Origin of the sequence: Terrirubrum flagellatum, assembly GCF_022059845.1 — a bacterium.
GTDB lineage: Bacteria > Pseudomonadota > Alphaproteobacteria > Rhizobiales > Beijerinckiaceae > Terrirubrum > Terrirubrum flagellatum.
In genome coordinates this window covers 2,231,163-2,248,841 of record NZ_CP091851.1, presented here as the reverse complement: position 1 = coordinate 2,248,841, position 17,679 = coordinate 2,231,163, and the positions used below count along the sequence as shown (strand labels likewise).

General features: G+C 64.8%; 19 protein-coding genes and 1 tRNA gene. 19 read left to right on the top strand and 1 reads right to left on the bottom strand.

Annotated elements, in window-relative coordinates; genetic code table 11:
* Positions 1–62 precede the first annotated feature (62 nt).
* The 17 genes from gyrA (at position 63) to L8F45_RS10820 (ending at position 15,872) form a co-directional block, all read left to right on the top strand.
* The gene (gene gyrA, locus L8F45_RS10900) at positions 63–2,798 is read left to right on the top strand and encodes a DNA gyrase subunit A (RefSeq protein WP_342362891.1); all 2,736 of its coding nucleotides are present in this window, start codon (positions 63–65) and stop codon (positions 2,796–2,798) included.
* Positions 2,799–3,041: 243 nt separating this feature from the next.
* Entirely contained in the window at positions 3,042–3,932 is an 891-nt protein-coding gene (locus L8F45_RS10895; protein ID WP_342362890.1) for a DMT family transporter, read from the top strand.
* Complete coding sequence (locus L8F45_RS10890; RefSeq protein ID WP_342362889.1) at positions 3,929–4,864, top strand: DMT family transporter; 936 nt, start codon at positions 3,929–3,931, stop codon at positions 4,862–4,864. The genes L8F45_RS10895 and L8F45_RS10890 overlap by 4 nt, the downstream gene beginning before the upstream one ends.
* 72 nt (positions 4,865–4,936) lie before the next feature.
* Positions 4,937–5,443 carry a pantetheine-phosphate adenylyltransferase gene (coaD, locus tag L8F45_RS10885; protein WP_342362888.1) on the top strand — a complete coding sequence of 169 codons (507 nt, stop codon included), beginning with the start codon at positions 4,937–4,939 and terminating at the stop codon, positions 5,441–5,443.
* Positions 5,444–5,466: 23 nt separating this feature from the next.
* Positions 5,467–6,009: a peptidylprolyl isomerase gene (locus L8F45_RS10880; protein WP_342362887.1), complete on the top strand. Its 543-nt coding sequence runs from the start codon at positions 5,467–5,469 to the stop codon at positions 6,007–6,009.
* Positions 6,010–6,013: 4 nt separating this feature from the next.
* Positions 6,014–6,625, top strand: a complete 612-nt coding sequence (locus L8F45_RS10875; protein ID WP_342362886.1) for a hypothetical protein — start codon at positions 6,014–6,016, stop codon at positions 6,623–6,625.
* Positions 6,626–6,653: 28 nt separating this feature from the next.
* Positions 6,654–7,124 (top strand): peptidylprolyl isomerase, encoded by a 471-nt coding sequence (locus L8F45_RS10870; RefSeq protein WP_342362885.1) that lies wholly within the window; start codon positions 6,654–6,656, stop codon positions 7,122–7,124.
* Between the two features lie 215 nt (positions 7,125–7,339).
* A complete protein-coding gene (queA, locus tag L8F45_RS10865; RefSeq protein WP_342362884.1) occupies positions 7,340–8,416 on the top strand; it encodes a tRNA preQ1(34) S-adenosylmethionine ribosyltransferase-isomerase QueA in 1,077 nt (358 codons plus the stop codon).
* A 52-nt stretch (positions 8,417–8,468) separates the two neighbouring features.
* On the top strand, positions 8,469–8,840 hold the full coding sequence (locus tag L8F45_RS10860; RefSeq protein WP_342362883.1) for a hypothetical protein: 372 nt from the start codon (positions 8,469–8,471) through the stop codon (positions 8,838–8,840).
* A 226-nt stretch (positions 8,841–9,066) separates the two neighbouring features.
* Positions 9,067–9,330, top strand: coding sequence for a hypothetical protein (locus tag L8F45_RS10855; RefSeq protein ID WP_342362882.1), 264 nt, complete (start codon positions 9,067–9,069; stop codon positions 9,328–9,330).
* Between the two features lie 68 nt (positions 9,331–9,398).
* Positions 9,399–10,529 carry a tRNA guanosine(34) transglycosylase Tgt gene (tgt, locus tag L8F45_RS10850; RefSeq protein WP_342362881.1) on the top strand — a complete coding sequence of 377 codons (1,131 nt, stop codon included), beginning with the start codon at positions 9,399–9,401 and terminating at the stop codon, positions 10,527–10,529.
* 102 nt (positions 10,530–10,631) lie between these two features.
* Positions 10,632–10,913, top strand: coding sequence for an acyl carrier protein (locus L8F45_RS10845; protein ID WP_342362880.1), 282 nt, complete (start codon positions 10,632–10,634; stop codon positions 10,911–10,913).
* Between the two features lie 48 nt (positions 10,914–10,961).
* The gene (locus tag L8F45_RS10840; protein ID WP_342362879.1) at positions 10,962–11,420 is read left to right on the top strand and encodes a 3-hydroxyacyl-ACP dehydratase FabZ family protein; all 459 of its coding nucleotides are present in this window, start codon (positions 10,962–10,964) and stop codon (positions 11,418–11,420) included.
* Positions 11,421–11,558: 138 nt separating this feature from the next.
* Positions 11,559–12,755 carry a beta-ketoacyl-ACP synthase gene (locus L8F45_RS10835; protein ID WP_342362878.1) on the top strand — a complete coding sequence of 399 codons (1,197 nt, stop codon included), beginning with the start codon at positions 11,559–11,561 and terminating at the stop codon, positions 12,753–12,755.
* Positions 12,756–12,779: 24 nt separating this feature from the next.
* A complete protein-coding gene (locus L8F45_RS10830; protein ID WP_342362877.1) occupies positions 12,780–14,063 on the top strand; it encodes a beta-ketoacyl-ACP synthase in 1,284 nt (427 codons plus the stop codon).
* Positions 14,060–14,827, top strand: coding sequence for an SDR family NAD(P)-dependent oxidoreductase (locus tag L8F45_RS10825; RefSeq protein ID WP_342362876.1), 768 nt, complete (start codon positions 14,060–14,062; stop codon positions 14,825–14,827). The genes L8F45_RS10830 and L8F45_RS10825 overlap by 4 nt, the downstream gene beginning before the upstream one ends.
* A 19-nt stretch (positions 14,828–14,846) precedes the next feature.
* Entirely contained in the window at positions 14,847–15,872 is a 1,026-nt protein-coding gene (locus L8F45_RS10820; protein WP_342362875.1) for a zinc-binding dehydrogenase, read from the top strand.
* Positions 15,873–15,956: 84 nt separating this feature from the next.
* Here L8F45_RS10820 and L8F45_RS10815 read toward each other — a convergent pair whose 3' ends face one another.
* Positions 15,957–16,328 (bottom strand): HU family DNA-binding protein, encoded by a 372-nt coding sequence (locus L8F45_RS10815; protein WP_342362874.1) that lies wholly within the window; start codon positions 16,326–16,328, stop codon positions 15,957–15,959.
* A gap of 207 nt (positions 16,329–16,535) precedes the next feature.
* On the opposite strand from L8F45_RS10815, the gene L8F45_RS10810 reads away from it, so the two are divergent.
* Positions 16,536–17,489, top strand: coding sequence for a lipid A biosynthesis lauroyl acyltransferase (locus tag L8F45_RS10810; protein WP_342362873.1), 954 nt, complete (start codon positions 16,536–16,538; stop codon positions 17,487–17,489).
* Between the two features lie 63 nt (positions 17,490–17,552).
* Positions 17,553–17,628: transfer RNA gene (locus L8F45_RS10805), tRNA-Lys, on the top strand.
* Positions 17,629–17,679: the final 51 nt, after the last annotated feature.

The window sequence follows — 17,679 nt, the reverse complement described above, 5'->3', positions numbered from 1 at the left end:
TTGGCGCTGCGGCGCGAAATAAGCTAGGAAATCCAGTCTTTCCCGCAGCGAAGAGTCGCGCATTGACCGACGACAGAGTTCCGCCCTCCGGCTCCATTCCGGGCGGCGACATCAAGCCCGTTTCCATCACCGACGAGATGAAGCGCTCCTACCTCGATTACGCCATGAGCGTGATCGTGAGCCGGGCGCTGCCCGACGCGCGCGACGGCCTGAAGCCCGTGCATCGGCGCATCCTCTTCTCGATGCATGAGAACGGCTACACGCCTGACAAGCCCTATCGCAAATCCGCCCGTGTGGTCGGCGACGTCATCGGTAAATATCACCCGCACGGCGACCAGTCCGTCTACATGGCGCTGGTGCGCATGGCGCAGGAATTCTCCATGCGCGCGACCCTGATCGACGGGCAGGGGAATTTCGGCTCGGTCGACGGCGATATGCCGGCGGCCATGCGTTACACCGAGGTCCGCCTCGAAAAGCTCACGCTCAAGCTGCTCGATGATATCGACGAGGACACCGTCGATTTCATGGACAACTATGACGGCTCCGAGAGGGAGCCCGTCGTCCTTCCCGCGAAATTTCCCAATCTGCTCGTCAACGGCGCCGGCGGCATCGCTGTCGGCATGGCGACCAACATTCCGCCGCACAATCTCGGCGAGATCATCGATGCGCTGACTGCGCTGATCGATCGCCCCGACATCGCTATCGAGGAGCTGATCGAGATTGTGCCCGGCCCGGATTTTCCGACCGGCGCGCTGATCCTCGGCCGCAGCGGCGCGCGCGCCGCTTATCTCAAGGGCAACGGTTCGATCGTGATGCGCGCGCGTCACACGATCGAGCAGATCAGGAAAGACCGCGACGCCATCATCGTCACGGAAATTCCCTATCAGATCAACAAGGCTGCATTGATCGAGCGCATCGCCGAACTGGTGCGCGAGAAGCGCGTCGAAGGCATCGCCGATCTGCGCGACGAATCCGACCGCGACGGCATGCGCATCGTGATCGAGATCAAGCGCGACGCCATGGCCGACGTGGTGCTCAATCAGCTCTATCGCTTCACCGCGCTGCAGACGACCTTTGGCGCGAACATGGTGGCGCTGAATGGCGGCCGGCCGGAGACGCTCAATCTCAAGGATCTGCTCGCGGCCTTCGTCGAGTTCCGCGAGACTGTTGTGTCGCGGCGCACGAAATATCGCCTGAACAAGGCGCGCGAACGCGCTCATATTCTGTGCGGCCTCGCGCTCGCCGTCGCCAACATTGACGAGATGATCGCGCTCATCCGCAACGCGCCCGACGCCAATGCGGCGCGTGAAGGTTTGATGGCGCGCGACTGGCCGGCGCGCGACATCGCGCCGCTGATCGCGCTTGTCGATGACCCCCGCTATCGCGTCAGCGAGGATGGAACCTACAAGCTGTCGGAAATGCAGGCGCGCGCCATCCTCGACCTGCCGCTGCGCCGCCTGACCGCGCTTGGCCGCGAGGAGATCGGCGAGGAGCTGAACAAGCTCGCCGAGCAGATCCGCGACTATCTCGACATCCTGTCGTCGCGCGTGCGGATCATGACGATCATCAAGGACGAGCTGAAGGACATCCGCGACGCCTTCGCGACGCCGCGCAAGACCGAGATCGTCGAATGGGAGTCCGACGTCGAGGACGAGGACCTGATCCAGCGCGAGGACATGGTCGTCACTGTCAGCCACGCCGGCTACGTCAAGCGCGTGCCGCTGTCGGCCTATCGGGCGCAGCGTCGCGGCGGCAAGGGCCGCTCCGGCATGGCGACGCGCGATGAGGATTTCGTCACGCGGTTGTTCGTCGCCAATACCCATCAACCGGTGCTGTTCTTCTCCTCGATGGGACAGGTCTACAAGCTGAAGGTGTGGAAGCTGCCGGTCGCCGAGCCGCAGTCGCGCGGCAAGGCGCTGGTGAATATCCTGCCGCTCGATCCTGGCGAACGCATCACCACCATCATGCCGCTGCCCGAGGATGAGGCGCAGTGGGAAAAGCTCGACGTCATGTTCTCGACGACGCGCGGCACGGTGCGTCGCAACAAGCTCTCAGATTTCGCCGATGTGCGCCGCTCCGGCATGATCGCCATGAAGCCCGATGAAGGCGAGGGCATTCTCGACGTCGAGATTTGCACGGAGCAGGATGACGTCCTGCTGACGACCGCGCGCGGCCAGTGCGTGCGTTTCTCGGTTGAAGATGTTCGCGTCTTCCAGGGACGCACATCCATGGGCGTGCGCGGCATCCAGCTCGCTGAAGGCGATGCGCTGATCTCGATGGCGATTCTTCGCCACTTCGACGCGACGCCGGACGAGCGCTCGACCTATCTCAAGATGCGTCGCGCCGTCGCCGGCGAAAGCGCGGTCGAGGAGAATGGCGAGGCTGAAGGCGAGTCGGAAGGCGCGTCCGCGGAGGTCGCGATTTCGCAGGAGCGCTACGTCGAGATGGGCGCAGCCGAACAATTCGTGCTGACCGTTTCCGAGAACGGTTACGGCAAGCGCACCTCGAGTTTCGAATATCGCGTGTCCGGCCGCGGCATCAAAGGCGTGACCGCGATGGCGGTGAACGAACGCAATGGCAGACTGGTCGCCTCCTTCCCCGTGGAGGACAGCGACCAGATCATGCTCGTGACCAATGCCGGCCAACTTATCCGTTGCCCGGTCGATGGCATCCGCACCGCCGGCCGCGCCGCGCAGGGCGTGATCGTCTTCAACACCGCCGATGACGAGCGCGTCGTCAGCGTCGAGCGCGTCAGCGAAGAGGAAGATGACGAGAACGGAGACAACGACGCATCGTGAGCGCGTTAGATCACGCCGCATTTTGATCGAATCAATCAAAATGCGGGAACGTGATCGACTCCAACAGTTTAGAGCATGGCTTTTGCAGCGCGAACGCTAGCGTTCGTCGCGAAAAACCGGTTCCCACTTTTTCGCGCCATGCTCCAGGCCGCTCTGACCCCTCCGCATCGCGAGCATTCTGAGAAAGCCGGGCTCATTGTCCGGCTTTCGCCTTAGAAGAGGTTGCAACCACACAGGACTGATATGGGCGAGGGAGACAAGGCGGGGAGTCAGCCAGGCGAGCGGCCGCTCGCGGGCATCGCCGCCAATGCAGCCTCGTTCATGCTCGCCGCCGGCGGCGACGCGTTAACCAAGGTCGCGGTGACCGACGCGCCGCTCGCGCAGACGATCGCGCTGCGCAGCATCTTCCTGCTGGCGCTGTTCGCGCCGGTGTTCTTGATGTCGATGCGCAAGGGACGGCCGGTGCTCGCGACGGCGCGTCCCACGCTGCATCTTGCGCGCGTCATGCTGCATCTCGGCGCCACTGTTACAGGCTTTGCTGCGCTGCGATATCTGCCGCTGACGACCTTCACCGCGATCGTGTTCATCGCGCCTGTTTTCATCGCGCTCGGCGCCGTGCCCGTGCTTGGCGAGCGCATCAAGCCGCATCAGTGGGGCGCGATCGCGCTTGGTTTCATCGGCTGCATGGTGATCGTCCGGCCACGCGGCGAGGGCGAAGTCGCCTTCATGCTGCTGGCGCTCGCCTCATCCGCCTCATGGGCGCTTTCCGTCATTCTGCTGCGCAAGCTGACGCGCACCGAAAGCCGGGTGACGCTGATCGCCTGGGGCAATTTTCCCCCGATGATTCTCGGCGGCGCCGTCGCCGCGTTCGACTGGCGGCAGATCGAACCCTCCATCCTGCTCGTGGTCGCCGCCATGGCGGTGTTTCAGGTGGTCGGCCAGCTCCTGTCGATGACGGCGCTGAAGCTCGCGCCCGCGGCGACGGTCGCGCCGGCGCAATACACGCAGATTCTGTGGGCGACGCTGATTGGCATGCTGTTCTTCAACGAATGGCCGCAGGCGACGATCTGGCTCGGCGCCGCGCTCATCATGGTCGGCGGATACTGGCTCATGCGCAGCGAGCGCGCGGCGTGAGCGTCGATCTCCCCGACGAAAAATCGTCGAACGCCGCGTCGCAGGAACGGCCGCTCGCCGGCATCGCCGCGAACGCCGCGGCTTTCGCCGCGATCTCGGCCGGCGACTCCATGTCGAAGCTCGCAGTCGCCATCGCGCCGGCGACGCAGATCATCGCGATCCGCAGCTTTCTCGTGCTGCTGCTGGTCACGCCGCTCTTCATCGCCGAAGCGCGGCGCGGCAGGCCTGTCATACGCACGCAGAAGCTGGGCCTGCATCTTCTGCGCTGCGCGCTGCAAGGCGCGTCGGTGCTGACCTTTTTCGTCGCTTTGCGCGAACTTCCGCTGACGACGATCACCGCGATCATGTTCATCGCGCCGTCGCTGGTGGCGCTGGTCTCGGCGCCCGTGCTCAACGAACAAATTCGCCCGCCGCAGATCGTCGCCCTCGTCCTGGGCCTGATCGGATGCTTCATCATCCTGCGCCCGTCGGGCGAGGGACAGGCCTTCGCGATTCTGCTCGCGATCTTTTCCGCGGCGACCTGGGCCTTCTCCATGGCGCTCCTGCGCCTGCTCACGCGCACCGAGAGTCAGGCGACGATCTACGCCTGGAGCAATGGCTGCTTCATGCTGCTTGCGGGCGCCATTTCGATTTTCGATCTTCAGCCGATCGAGCCGAAGATGCTGCTGCTGATCCTCGGCATGGCGGCGACGCAGGTCGTCGGCCAATGGTTCTCCATGACCGCCTTCCGGATCGCGCGCGCCGCCACCGTCGCGCCGATGCAATATACGCAGCTTCTCTGGGCGACTTTGTTCGGTTCGCTGCTCTTTGCGGAGTGGCCGCCGGCTTCGGTCTGGATCGGCGCCGGCTTCATTGTTGCGGGCGGGCTCTGGCTCGTCTGGGCCGAGGGCCGCCGCGAACCGCCGCGACTTGCAGGCCAGCCGGCGGAGTAGTCCGGGGCGGCCTTGCGGCCCGCGTCCCGGCCGGCTAACCCTCGCCGTCCCGCCGCCTTCGCGCTGACGAGCATGGCCAAGAACCGCATCGCCTTCTATCCCGGCTCATTCGATCCGGTCACCAACGGGCATGTCGATCAGTTGCGAGAGGCCTGTCGCATCGCCGACAAGGTGGTGGTCGCGATCGGCGTCAATCCAAACAAGACGCCGCTGTTCTCCGTCGACGAACGCACCGAGCTGATCCGCGAGGTCGCGGCGCCGATCGAGAAAGAGACGGGCTCGGTCGTCGAGGTCACGACCTTTTCGGACCTGACCGTCGCGGCGGCCGCGCGCGTCGGCGCGACCATGATCATTCGCGGGCTGCGCGACGGCACGGATCTCGATTACGAGATGCAGCAGGCCGGCATGAACGCGGTGATGGCGCCTGACATCCAGACAGTGTTTCTGCCGTCCTCGCCATTGGTCCGCCCCATCACGGCCACGCTTGTCCGCCAGATCGCGGCGATGGGCGGCGATGTCAGCCCGTTTGCGCCGGCTTCGGTCGTCGCCCGTTTGAAGCAGAAATTTCCGCGCCCCTGACGGGCGCGTTCCCTGGAGACGTCATGCGAAAGATTATTGCGGCCGCGGCCTTTTCCCTGCTCGCCGTCACGGCGCACGCCCAGAATGTCGATCCCAACAACGCCATTGCGCTCGACACGAAAGACGGCCGCATCGTCATCCGCCTGCGTCCCGATCTCGCGCCGAAACATGTCGAGCAGATCAAGGCGCTGACCAAGCGCGGCTTCTATGACGGCATCGTGTTCCATCGCGTGATCGACGGCTTCATGGCCCAGACCGGCGATCCCACCGGCACCGGCACGGGCAAATCCGACCTGCCGAATCTCCCGGCCGAATTTTCGCCGCAGCCTTTCCAGCGCGGCAGCGTCGGCATGGCCCGCGCGCAGGATCCGAACTCGGCCAATTCGCAGTTCTTCATCTGCTATGACGGCTGCGCTCCGCTCACCGGCCAGTACACCATCTGGGGCGAGGTGGTGTCGGGGATGGATGTCGTCAACAAGATCAAGAAGGGCTCCTCGGCGCAGAACGGCCAGGTCTCGAACCCAGACAAGATTGTGCGCATGCGGATGCTGGCCGACGCGAAGTAGCGCGATGCGCCGCGCGGCCGCCCTGATCGGCTGCATCGCGACCGGCCTGGTTGCGAATGCGGCCTTCGGCCAGCAGACGCGCGATCTCGGCCTGCCGCCGCCTTTCGACAATCCGGCGCTGCCGCCTGCGGTCAATCCGGCCCTGCCGCCGCCAACGGGGCAGCGCTATCTCCCGGGAACGACGGGTCCCTACGCCGATCCCGATCGGCCGTTGCTGCAACTCCGGCGCGGTCAGCGCGCGTTCGGCGGCGATGGCATTCGCGGCGACATTCACCTGTCGCAGCAGGCGGAGAAGCCGAACGCCATCGACAATCCGCGCGGTCTCGGGAACTTCATCCGGTCATGCTGGCTGCCGCCCGCCGATCTTGCGAAAACGAAGCTCGACGCCACGATCCGCTTCAGCCTGACCCGGGACGGCGCGCTTGTCGGAGAGCCGCGCGTGACCTATGTCAGCCGCCTGGCGTCGAACGCCCAGCGCGAGGCGCTGACCGCGTCGATCAGGAGGGCGGTGGCGCAGTGCGCGCCATTCCCCTTGAGCAACAGGTTCGGAGCGTCGGCCGCAGGCCGGCCGATCTCGATCCGCTTCATCTTCGATGCGCCGTCCACGGCCATCTGATCCTCTCACCCCTCACAAGGACATCCTCATGAGCCTCGATCCGGAAAACACGCTCATCCTCGAAACCACCAAGGGGAAGGTCGTCATCGCGATGCGGCCGGACCTCGCGCCCGGCCATGTCGAGCGCATCAAGAAGCTCGCGCGCGAGGAATTCTATGACGGCATCGTCTTCCATCGCGTCATCGAAGACTTCATGGCGCAGACGGGCTGCCCGCACGGCACCGGCATGGGCGGTTCGGAATATCCTGATCTGAAGGCCGAGTTCAACGATGAGAGCCATCAGCGCGGCGTCTGCTCGATGGCGCGCGCGGCGAATCCGAACTCGGCGAATTCGCAGTTCTTCATCTGTTTCGACGATGCGAGCTTCCTCGACAAGCAATACACGGCGTGGGGCAAGGTCGTCGAAGGCATGGAGAATGTCGACAAGATCAAGCGCGGCGAGCCGGTGCGCGATCCGGACAAGATCCTGTCGATGCGCGTCATGGCGGACGTGCAGTAAGCACGTTCCAAGCATTGCAAGAAAATGCGCGACGTAGCGCAGACGAAACCCTCTCCCCCCTTATGGGGGAGAGTTGGAGAGGGGGATAGGTCAGCCTCGAACTCTCGCGACCAAGTCGCGATTCTTGTCACCCCCCTCCCGGCGCTGCGCGCCGACCTCCCCCACAAGGGGGGAGGTGAATCCGCAAATCGCTGACATCGCAGCAAGCGTTCGCGATGCTCGTTTCCGATTTCGATTTCCACCTTCCAGAAGACCGCATCGCCCTGCGGCCGATGTCGCCGCGCGATCGCGCGAAGATGCTGGTCGTGCGTCCCGACGCCGATTTCGAAGATCGAATTGTCGCTGATCTGCCGGCGTTTCTTCGCCCCGGCGACGCGCTCGTCGTCAATGACACGCGCGTCATTCCGGCGCGCCTCGACGGCGTGCGCCGGCGCGCGTCGGGCGAGGGCGCGCGCATCGAGGCGCTGCTGATGAAGCGCGAGGCGGGCGATGTCTGGCGCGCGCTCGCGCGGCCGGGCAAGCGTCTCGCTGTGGGCGACCGCATCCGGTTCGGCGAAGGCGAGGGAAACGCCTGCCTGCTTGGTTCGCTCGATGCGACCGTCGAAGAGAAATTCGACGGCGGCGAAATCCTGCTGCGTTTCGATCTCTCCGGTCCCGATCTCGACATCGCGATCGCGACGGCGGGCCGCATGCCGCTGCCGCCTTACATCGCGGGCAAGCGCGCCGCCGATCAGAAGGATGTCGCCGACTATCAGACGATGTACGCCGAGCGCGACGGCGCCGTCGCCGCGCCAACGGCGGGCCTCCATTTCACGCCGCGCTTGCTCGCCGCGCTCGATAAGTCTGGCGTGTCGCGCCATGTCGTGACGCTGCATGTCGGCGGCGGCACCTTCCTGCCGATGAAAGTCGAGGATACGCGCGATCACAGGATGCATCCGGAGTGGGGCGAGGTGAGCGCGAAGGCCGCGCAGGCCCTGAACGAGACGCGCGCGAATGGCGGCCGCATCATCGCCGTTGGCACGACGTCGCTGCGCCTGCTTGAATCCGCCGCGACCGAAGACGGAACGATCCGGGCATTCGCCGGCGAAACCGATATCTTCATCACGCCCGGCTATCGCTTTCGCGCCGCCGATCTCCTGATGACGAATTTTCACCTGCCGAAGTCGACCCTGTTCATGCTGGTCTGCGCCTTCGCCGGGACAGGGCGCATGAAAAGCGCCTATCAACACGCTATTCATCACAATTATCGCTTCTACTCCTACGGCGACTCCAGCCTCTTGCATCGCGCCTGATGACGTGATGTCAGAGTGTTTCTGATCTTTTCGCGCGGGCGGGCAAGCGAGCATGCGGCTCCTTGGGGCGTTGATCCTGGCGGCGTCGCTGCCTTTTCTGCCCGCGTCCGCGCGCGCCGACTGCGCCATCGATGCGCCCCTCCATTTTCCTGAAATCAACGATTCCGTGTTCTGGACGGCGGAAGTGACCCAGAGCTCGGTCTGCGAGCATCGCTTCCTTGAAGGGCGGCCCTATCAGCTCACCAGCGTGACCATTCGCCAGCGGCCCGAAATCGGCTCGCTGGTGAAATCCGGCGACGCGGTGTTTCGTTACGCGCCGAAATATCTGTTCAAGGGAACCGACGTCTACGCTTTCAAGGTGTGCGCGCGGCGCGGCGTGCAGTCGGGTTGTTCGACCGTCATCATCACCGCGCATATGAAGTGAGCGCCGCATGGGCCGCGCATCCGCTCTTCGTTTTCGTTCAAGCCCCATTCGTTCGGCGCAACTTGTTGGCGCGCAGACGCCAAGCTAGCCCTTGAACCGGAGCAAGGGTTTGTGAAAGCCGATGAAATTCGTTGTTGTCGCGCTCAGCGCTTGTTGTCTCTCCGCGCCCGCCCTGGCGAGGTGCAACACAATCATCTCCGCCTTTCGCCCGGCGCAGAATGACAGCGTGACATGGACCTCCCAGACGGATCACGGCCGCTGCAACTACGCTTTCAAGCCGGGCCGCGTTCGCACAAGCCGGGAGTTCACGGGGTCGTCGGTCGTCAGGGCGCCGCGTCACGGCGTGATCAAGCAGATCAACGTGGCGCGCTTTCGCTATCACGCGACGAAAGGCTACAAGGGCGAGGACAGCTACAGCTTCAGGGTCTGCGCCAACACGCCGGCCGGCTCCGGATGCTCGACGATCAATGTCAGCATGACAGTGCTGTAGCCTCGCGAAGGCGCAGGAGCCTCCAGCGGGCTTGACGGCGCCGGCGCGCCACTTCACCTGCGCCTGATATGAGCGACAGTTTTTCGTTTCGCGTCGCCGCGACCGCCGGCGCGGCGCGGACGGGCGAGATTTCGACCCCGCGCGGCGCGATCCGGACGCCCGCGTTCATGCCGGTCGGCACCGCCGGCACGGTGAAGGGCCTCTATCCCGAGCAGGTGAGGGAGGCCGGCTCCGACATCCTGCTCGGCAACACCTATCACCTGATGCTGCGCCCCGGCGCGGAGCGGGTGGCGCGGCTTGGCGGCCTGCACAGGATGATGCGCTGGCCGCGCCCGATCCTGACCGACTCCGGCGGCTTCCAGGTCATGTCGCTCGCGGCGCTCCGCAAGATGAGCGAGGACGGCGTGACCTTCCGTTCCCATATCGACGGATCGACCCATCGTCTCACCCCTGAACGGTCGGTCGAGATCCAGAATCTGCTGGGCGCCGACATTGTCATGCAGCTCGACGAATGCGTCAGGTTGCCGGCGCCGCGGGCCGAGCAGGAGAAGGCGATGCGGCTTTCGCTGCGTTGGGCCGAGCGTTGCCGGACGGCCTTTGGCGAGCCCGAGGGACGCGCCCTGTTCGGCATTGTGCAGGGCGGGGACCAGAGAGACCTCCGCGAGGAAAGCGCGCGAGCGCTCACGCAAATGGATTTGAAGGGCTATGCGATCGGCGGCCTCGCGGTCGGCGAACCGCAGGAAACGATGCTCGCCATGATCGAGATCGTCGAACCCTGGCTGCCCAAGGGGAAGCCGCGTTACCTCATGGGCGTTGGAACCCCCGACGACATCGTCGAGGCGGTGCGCCGGGGCGTCGACATGTTCGATTGCGTGATGCCGACGCGGGCGGGCCGACACGGGACGGCCTACACCCGCTTCGGCAAGGTCAACCTCCGCAACGCCAGGCATGTGGATGATGAACGGCCGCTCGACGCCGCGTCATCCTGTCCCGCCGCCCGCGACTACAGCCGCGCCTATCTCCATCATCTCACCAAATCCGGCGAGATGCTGGGCCAGATGCTGCTGAGCTGGGCGAACATCGCCTATTATCAGGAGCTTATGGCGGGGTTGAGGGCCGCGATCGCAGCCGGCGACATCGACAGCCACATCGCCCGCGTCAAGGCCGGCTGGCTTGCGGGCGGCGATCCGATCGACTAACGGATGGTTCACATCTGAACGGATTCAGGCGCATGAACTGCGCCCGTGGCTCTATGCGTCCGGCAAGGACCGGATGAGAGCCGCAGACTGAAGGGCACAAATATGTCTTCCACTTTCGAGACGGTCGCCGACATCATCGCCGAGACCTGCGACATCCCGCGCGACACGATCAAGCCGGAAAGCCACGCGATCGACGATCTCGGCATCGACTCGCTCGCCTTCCTCGATATCGCCTTCGCGATCGACAAGAAGTTCGGCATCAAGCTGCCGCTCGAGGAGTGGACCCAGGAGGTCAACGAGGGCAAGGTCAAGGCGGAAGAGTATTTCAAGCTCTCCAACCTCTCGGCCAAGATCGACGAGCTGGTCGCCGCCAAGGCGGCGTAATCGGCGGCGACGGCCAGGCCGTCGCTCCATCGATAGCTGTCGCGCGCCATGCGCCTCGAATATTTCGACATGATCGACAGGATCGCAGCGTTCGACCGCGCCGCCGCGCGGCTGACGGCGCATGCGAAGGTGCCGACCGAAAGCCCTGTCTTCGAAGGTCATTTCCCCGGTCATCCCCTGGTTCCGGGCGTGCTGCTGACCGAGACCATGGCGCAGGCCTGCGGCTATCTCATTCTCGGCCTGAATGGCCTGACGAAGATGCCGTTTCTTGCGGGTGTGGAGAAAGCGAAGTTCCGCACCTTCATCGGTCCGGACGCAGAGCTCGTGATCGACGCTGCGCTCGCCCACGAAGGCTCCGGCTATTCCGTCGCCAACGCCTCGATGTCGGTTGCGGGAAAGCGCGTCTGCGACGCCGAACTGATGTTCCGGATCATGCCCTTGCCCGACGATCTTCGCGGGCTCATGAAGACGCGCGCCGAACGGATCGGTTTGCCAATCGCCGCATAGAGCATGGCGCGAAAAAGTGGGAACCGGTTTTTCGCAAGAGCCATGCTCTGAATTTTTAGAATCGATCACGTTCCCGCACTTTGATCGCTTCAATCAAAGTGCGGCGTGATCTTGAACCCGCGGGGAGTTGTTGCAGGAATGACCGCGAGAGAAGTCTGGATCACCGGCGCAGGCCTGGTGTCGAGCCTCGGCGAGGGGCTCGAGGCCCATTGGGACGCCGCTGCGAATGGCGCCGCGCCGAAGCTCGACGCCGAAACCTACGCGCCCGTCACCGTTCACCCTATCATTCCGCTCGAATGGTCGCGCCAGATCGCGAAGAAGGTCGACCAGAACCAGATGGAGCCGTGGCAACGCATCGGCACTTATGCCGCCGGTCTTGCGCTCGACGACGCGGGACTGAAGGGCGACGCCGAGCGGCTGGCGCAGACGCAGATCGTGGTCGCGGCCGGCGGCGGCGAACGCAACAATGAGGTCGACGACGCGATCGCGACCGGCCTGCGCAAGACCAATGATCGCGGCCGCTTCCTCAACGAGCGGCTGATGAACGATCTCAAGCCGACGCTTTTCCTCGCGCAATTGTCGAACCTGCTCGCCGGCAACATCGCCATCGTCCATGGCGTGATCGGCGCCTCGCGCACCTTCATGGGCGAGGAGCAGGCGGGCGTCGACGCCGTCCGCATCGCCCATGCGCGCATTAGCGCGGGGCAGGGCGACGTCTTCGTCGTCGGCGGATCTTTCGCCTCGCAGCGGCCCGATCTGCATCTGCTGTATGAATTCCGTCGTTTCAATCGCAAAGGACCGTGGACGCCGGTGTTCGAGCGCGCGGGCGCCGGCGCCGGTTTCGACATGGGCGCCATGGGCGCCTTCATGGTGCTCGAGGAGGCTGGCGTCGCGAAGGCGCGCGGCCGAACTCCGCGCGCGAAGCTGACGGCCGTGGGCTCCGACTGGTCGCGCCGCAAGCCCGGCGATGCGGTCGCGTCATTCACACGTCTTTGGGACAAGATCGCGCCGAAGCTCAAGCCCGGCCGTTTCGCCATCCTGTCGGGCGCGACTGGCGTCGAGCCGGTGACGCGCGAGGAGCGCGAGGTTCTGGCGAAGCTCGCGCCGTCGGCGCCGGTGCGCGCCATTGGCAATCTCGTCGGACATGGCTTCGAGGCGCAGTTCCCCGCGGGCCTGCTTCTCGCCACTACGGTTCTCGAACATGGCGCGCTGTTTCCGCCAATCGCCGGCTCCTCCGCTGAGGCGCCCTTTGACGGGCCGATCGAACAGGTTGTCGTGACGGGTCTCGGCCATTGGCGCGGCGAAGGCCTCGCGCTGGTCGAGAAGGCGCACTAAATCAGCGGCGAAAGGGAGAGCGGAATGGCTTCCACAGTCGACAAGCTCGGACGTCCGCTGATCGTGGTGACCGGCATGGGCATGGTCACGTCGCTTGGCCAGGGCAAGGACGACAATTGGGCCGCCATGACCGCGGGCCGGTCGGGCATCCATCGCATCACGCGCTTTGCGACCGACGGGTTGAAGACCAGCATCGCCGGCACGGTCGATCATGTGCCGTTCGAGCCGCAATGCGCGCCGGCCTTGTCGGAGAAACTCGCATCACTCGCCGCCGAGGAGGCGATCGATCAGTCGTCGATCGCCGCCGCGGGAGATTTCCCCGGTCCGCTTTTCATCGCCGTGCCGCCGGTCGAGATGGAATGGCCGCAGCGTCTCGCCATAGCCGAGGCGATCGAGGACAAGGAGACGCTGACCTCGCGCGATTTCGTCACGCGCGCAGGGCAGGGCGGCTTCGAGGCCTTTCATGAACTCTTCCTGTTCGGCGGCGTGGCCGATCGCATCGCCGACAGGTTCGGCACCAAGGGCGCGCCGATCTCGATGTCGACCGCCTGCTCCTCGGGCGCGACCGCGATCCAGATGGGCGTCGAGGCGATCCGCCGCGGCGAGACCGATGCGGCGCTTTGCATCGGCACTGACGGTTCAGTGCAGGCGGAAGCGCTGATCCGTTTCTCGCTGCTGTCGGCGCTGTCGACGCAGAACGAAATCCCGGAGCAGGCGTCAAAGCCCTTCTCCAAGAATCGCGACGGCTTCGTCATGGGCGAGGGAGCCGCCGCGCTCGTTCTTGAAAGCTATGAACGCGCCAAAGCGCGCGGCGCGAAGATCCTCGGCTTCCTGCTCGGCGCCGGCGATCGCGGCGACGGGTTCCATCGCACGCGCTCCTCGCCTGACGGCAAGCCGGTCATCCTTGCGATGAAGGACGCCATCGCCGACGCGGCGCTGACGCCTGATGATATCGACTATGTTAACGCGCACGGCACTTCGACGCCCGAGAATGACAAGATGGAGTCGTTCGGCTGCCTCGCCGTCATGGGCGAGCGGATGAAAACAGTGCCCATTTCCTCGAACAAGTCGATGATCGGCCATACGCTCACCGCCGCCGGCGCCATTGAGGCCGTCGTGTCGATGCTGACGCTTCAGCATCAGCGCCTCACGCCGACAATCAATCATCGCATGCCCGATCCGACGATCCCGCTCGACGTGGTCCCGAACGAGGCGCGCGACGCGCGCGTGCGCCATGTGTTGTCGAATGCGTTCGGCTTCGGCGGCCAGAACACCTGCCTGGTGATGGGGCTGGAGCCGGCGGCGTGACCGCTGACTCCGCTCGCAAGCGCGTTCTCGTCACCGGCGGCGCGCGCGGCATCGGCGCCGCGATCGTCGAGGCGGCGGCGCGCGCCGGCCATGACGTCGTCTTCACCTATCGCAGTTCGCGCGACGAGGCTGAGGCCGTCGCCGCGCGCATTCGCTTTGAAATTCCCGGCGCCGCCGTCGAAGCGCGCGCGCTTGATCTCGGCGATCGCGACGCCGTCGACTCTTTTGCGAAAATCCTCGCTGACGAAGACGCCTATTACGGCTTCGTCCATAACGCAGGCCAGAGCTACGACACGCTCGTTGCGATGATGGCGCAGGACAAGGCCGAAGCGGCGATGCAAGTGAACTATTGGGCGATGACGCGCATCGTCTCGGCGCTCGTCCGTCCGATGACCATGAAGCGGGAAGGCCGCATCGTCGCGATCTCGTCTGCGGCGGCTCTACGCGCGACGCAGGGCAACGGCGCCTACGCCGCGACCAAGGCGGCGATGATCGCCTATACCAGGAATCTCGCCATCGAGACGGCGAAGCGCGGCGTCACCGCCAACGCCGTCGCGCCGGGCTTCGTCGACACCGCGATGCTTGAGAGCTACGCCGCCTATCGCGACAAGATCGAGAAGCAGGTGCCCGCCGGCCGTTTCGCGAAAGCGGAAGATGTGGCCGCCGTTGTTGCGTTTCTGCTCAGCCCTGCGGCTTCCTATGTCACGGGTGTGACCATTCCCGTCGATGGTGGTTTGACCGCGTCGATGGGTATTCAACGCTAATTTCAAGAAACTCCTGAGCATGCGTGCTTTAAAACTTTACGGTGATCGCGATCTTCGCCTGATCGAGGACGAGCCCAATCCGCCGCCGCCCGGCGAAGGCGAGGTCCAGATCCGCACGCGCGCCATGGCGCTCAACTATCTCGACGTCTGGGGCTATCGCGGCATGGCGTTCGCGAAGCGCAAGCTGCCGCAATGCGTCGGCGTCGAAGGTTCGGGCGAGATCGTCGCCGTCGGCGCGGGCGTGAGCGACCGCAAGATCGGCGACCATGTCGTGATGTATGGCGCGGAGACCTGCGGCGTCTGCAAGGCGTGCCGGGAAGGGCGCGACAATCTCTGCGAGGACGTGCGCGGCATCATGGGTTTCCATGTCGACGGTTTCGGCCGCGAGCTGATGAACCGGCCGGCGCGTCTCGTCACGCCGGTTCCCGCTGGCGTGACCTTCGAGGAATCCGCCTGCGCCGCAATCGGTTTCGGCACCGTGCAGCATATGCTGTTCGACAATGCGAAGCTCGAACCCGGCGAAAGCATTCTTGTTCACGCCGGCGCGTCAGGCATCGGCACGGCCGCGATCATGATGGCGAAGGCGATCGGCTGCACCATCTACACGACGGTCGGCGACGATTCGAAATTCGACCTCGTGAAGAAGCTCGGCGCCGATCACGTCATCAATTATCGCAAGGAGCGTTTCGAGGGCGAGGTCCGCCAGCTCACGAAGCGCAAGGGCGTCGATGTCGTGTTCGAGCATGTCGGCGCCGACACCTGGAACGGTTCGCTGCTCTGCCTCAAGCGCGGCGGCCGGCTCGTCACCTGCGGCTCGACGTCAGGCGTGTCGACGACGATGAATCTGATGCAGCTCTTCCAGCAGCAATATCGCATCTTCGGCTCGTTCGGCTGTTCGATGAAGAACATCGCGCAGAGCCTCGACAAGATGGCGGGCGGCATGAAGCCGGTGATCGACTCCGTCGTCGAACTCGTCGATTTTGAAAGCGCGCTGGCGAAGCTTCAGGATCGCAAGGCGATGGGCAAGGTCATCGTGCGGCTTTGAATCCCGCTGCGGCGCAAACAAAAACGGCGCGCCACTGGCGCGCCGTTTTCTTGAGAACCTGAAAGGCTCCGACGAATGAATCCGTCAGATCGCGGCCTTGAGCTCCTTGGCAGCGCGGAAGGCCACCTTCTTGCTCGCCTTGATCTTGATCGCTTCGCCCGTCGCCGGGTTGCGGCCCATGCGCGCGGCGCGCTTGCGCACTTGCAGCATGCCAAGGCCGACGATGCGAATCTTCGTGCCCTTCTTGAGGTTCTTGACGACGCTGTCGACGAAATCCGTGAGGATCGTTTCAGCCTGCTTCTTCGCCATGTCGTGAGCCGCGGCGAGTTCCGCCGCAATATGCTTCACCGTCAGAGCGGCGCCGGGGCGCGGGCCGGCCGGCTTCGCGACTTTCTTGGCTTTCTTCGCCGCGGGCTTGGCGCCCTTGGCGGCTTTTACTGCGGCCTTCTTGGCCATGGGCAGTCCTCCATGCGAATCATGCTGAGAATCGGGTCTTTACGCGATTCGGTTGCGCGCGGCATAGCCTCCGGCGCGCTGAAAAGCCCGAATTCCAGCGCTTTTTTTGCTTGCGATTCGAATTCGGCGCTATTTTCACTGCGATTGCTTGACCTCGCAGGCGCGCTTCAGCACAAACCAGCGCGAAATTGAGGGGCCAGGATCAAGATGGCGCCATGGCGCAATCCCAATGCAAGACGGGCGATTCGCGCGCTGAGCGACCTGTTCGCGCCGGTGACGGGGCTGATCGTGCGCGGCTATATGGGCTTTCTGCGCATGATCGGTCCAGACCGCGCAAGCGCGATGGGCGGCTTTCTGATGCGCAAGCTCGGGCCGCTCGTTCCCGCGCATCGCACTGCGAAAAGAAATCTCGAAGCGGTGTTTCCGGAGAAGTCGGAAGAGGAGCGCGCCCGCATCCTGCGCGACAGCTGGGACAATCTCGGCCGCACGATGACCGAATATCCGTTCCTGCAGGAGCTGATGGATTTCGATTATCACACGCCGGAGCGTCGCGGCCGCACCGATGTCGTCGGCGTCGACCAGTTCATTTCGCTGCTCGATCACAAGAAGCCGGCGATCATCTTCGCGGCGCATCTCGGCAACTGGGAGCTGCCGGGCGTCGCTGCGGCGCGCTATGGGCTCGACACGACGATCGTGTTTCGTCCGCCGAACAACAAGGCCGTGGCGCGCGCGATCGAGATCGTGCGCGGCGCGGCGATGGGGCGGCTCCTGCCGAGCGGGCCGGGCGCCGCGAACGCCATGGTCGGCGTGCTGGAGCGCGGCGGCCGCCTCGCCATGCTGGCCGACCAGCATCTCACGCGCGGACTGGTCGTGTCCTTCATGGGCCGTTCGGCCCTGGTCAATCCGGTTCTCGGCAAGCTCGCCCAGCGCTTCGACTGTCCCGTGCATGGCGCGCGCTGCGTGCGCCTGCCCGGCGGCCGCTTCCGGCTGGAGATCACGCCGCCGCTCGATCTGCCTCGCGACGAGGAGGGGCATGTCGATGTCGAGGGCGCGATGCGCGCCATCACGGCTGTCATCGAGGGCTGGGTCAGGGAGCATCCCGAGCAATGGCTGTGGCAACATCGCCGCTGGCGGGTTCCCGTCGCGCCCGTTCAAGGTTGACCCCCGGACCCGCGCAAAGTAACTGCACCCCGGCCCCGGAAGGGGCGCCTGCCTGACGGGCGGGAGCGCGTAGCTCAGCCGGTAGAGCAACTGACTTTTAATCAGTAGGTCATGGGTTCGAATCCCATCGCGCTCACCACAGTTCCTTCATTCAGGTTCTGTGGCCTCCGCGGGCTGCGACGCCGCACGC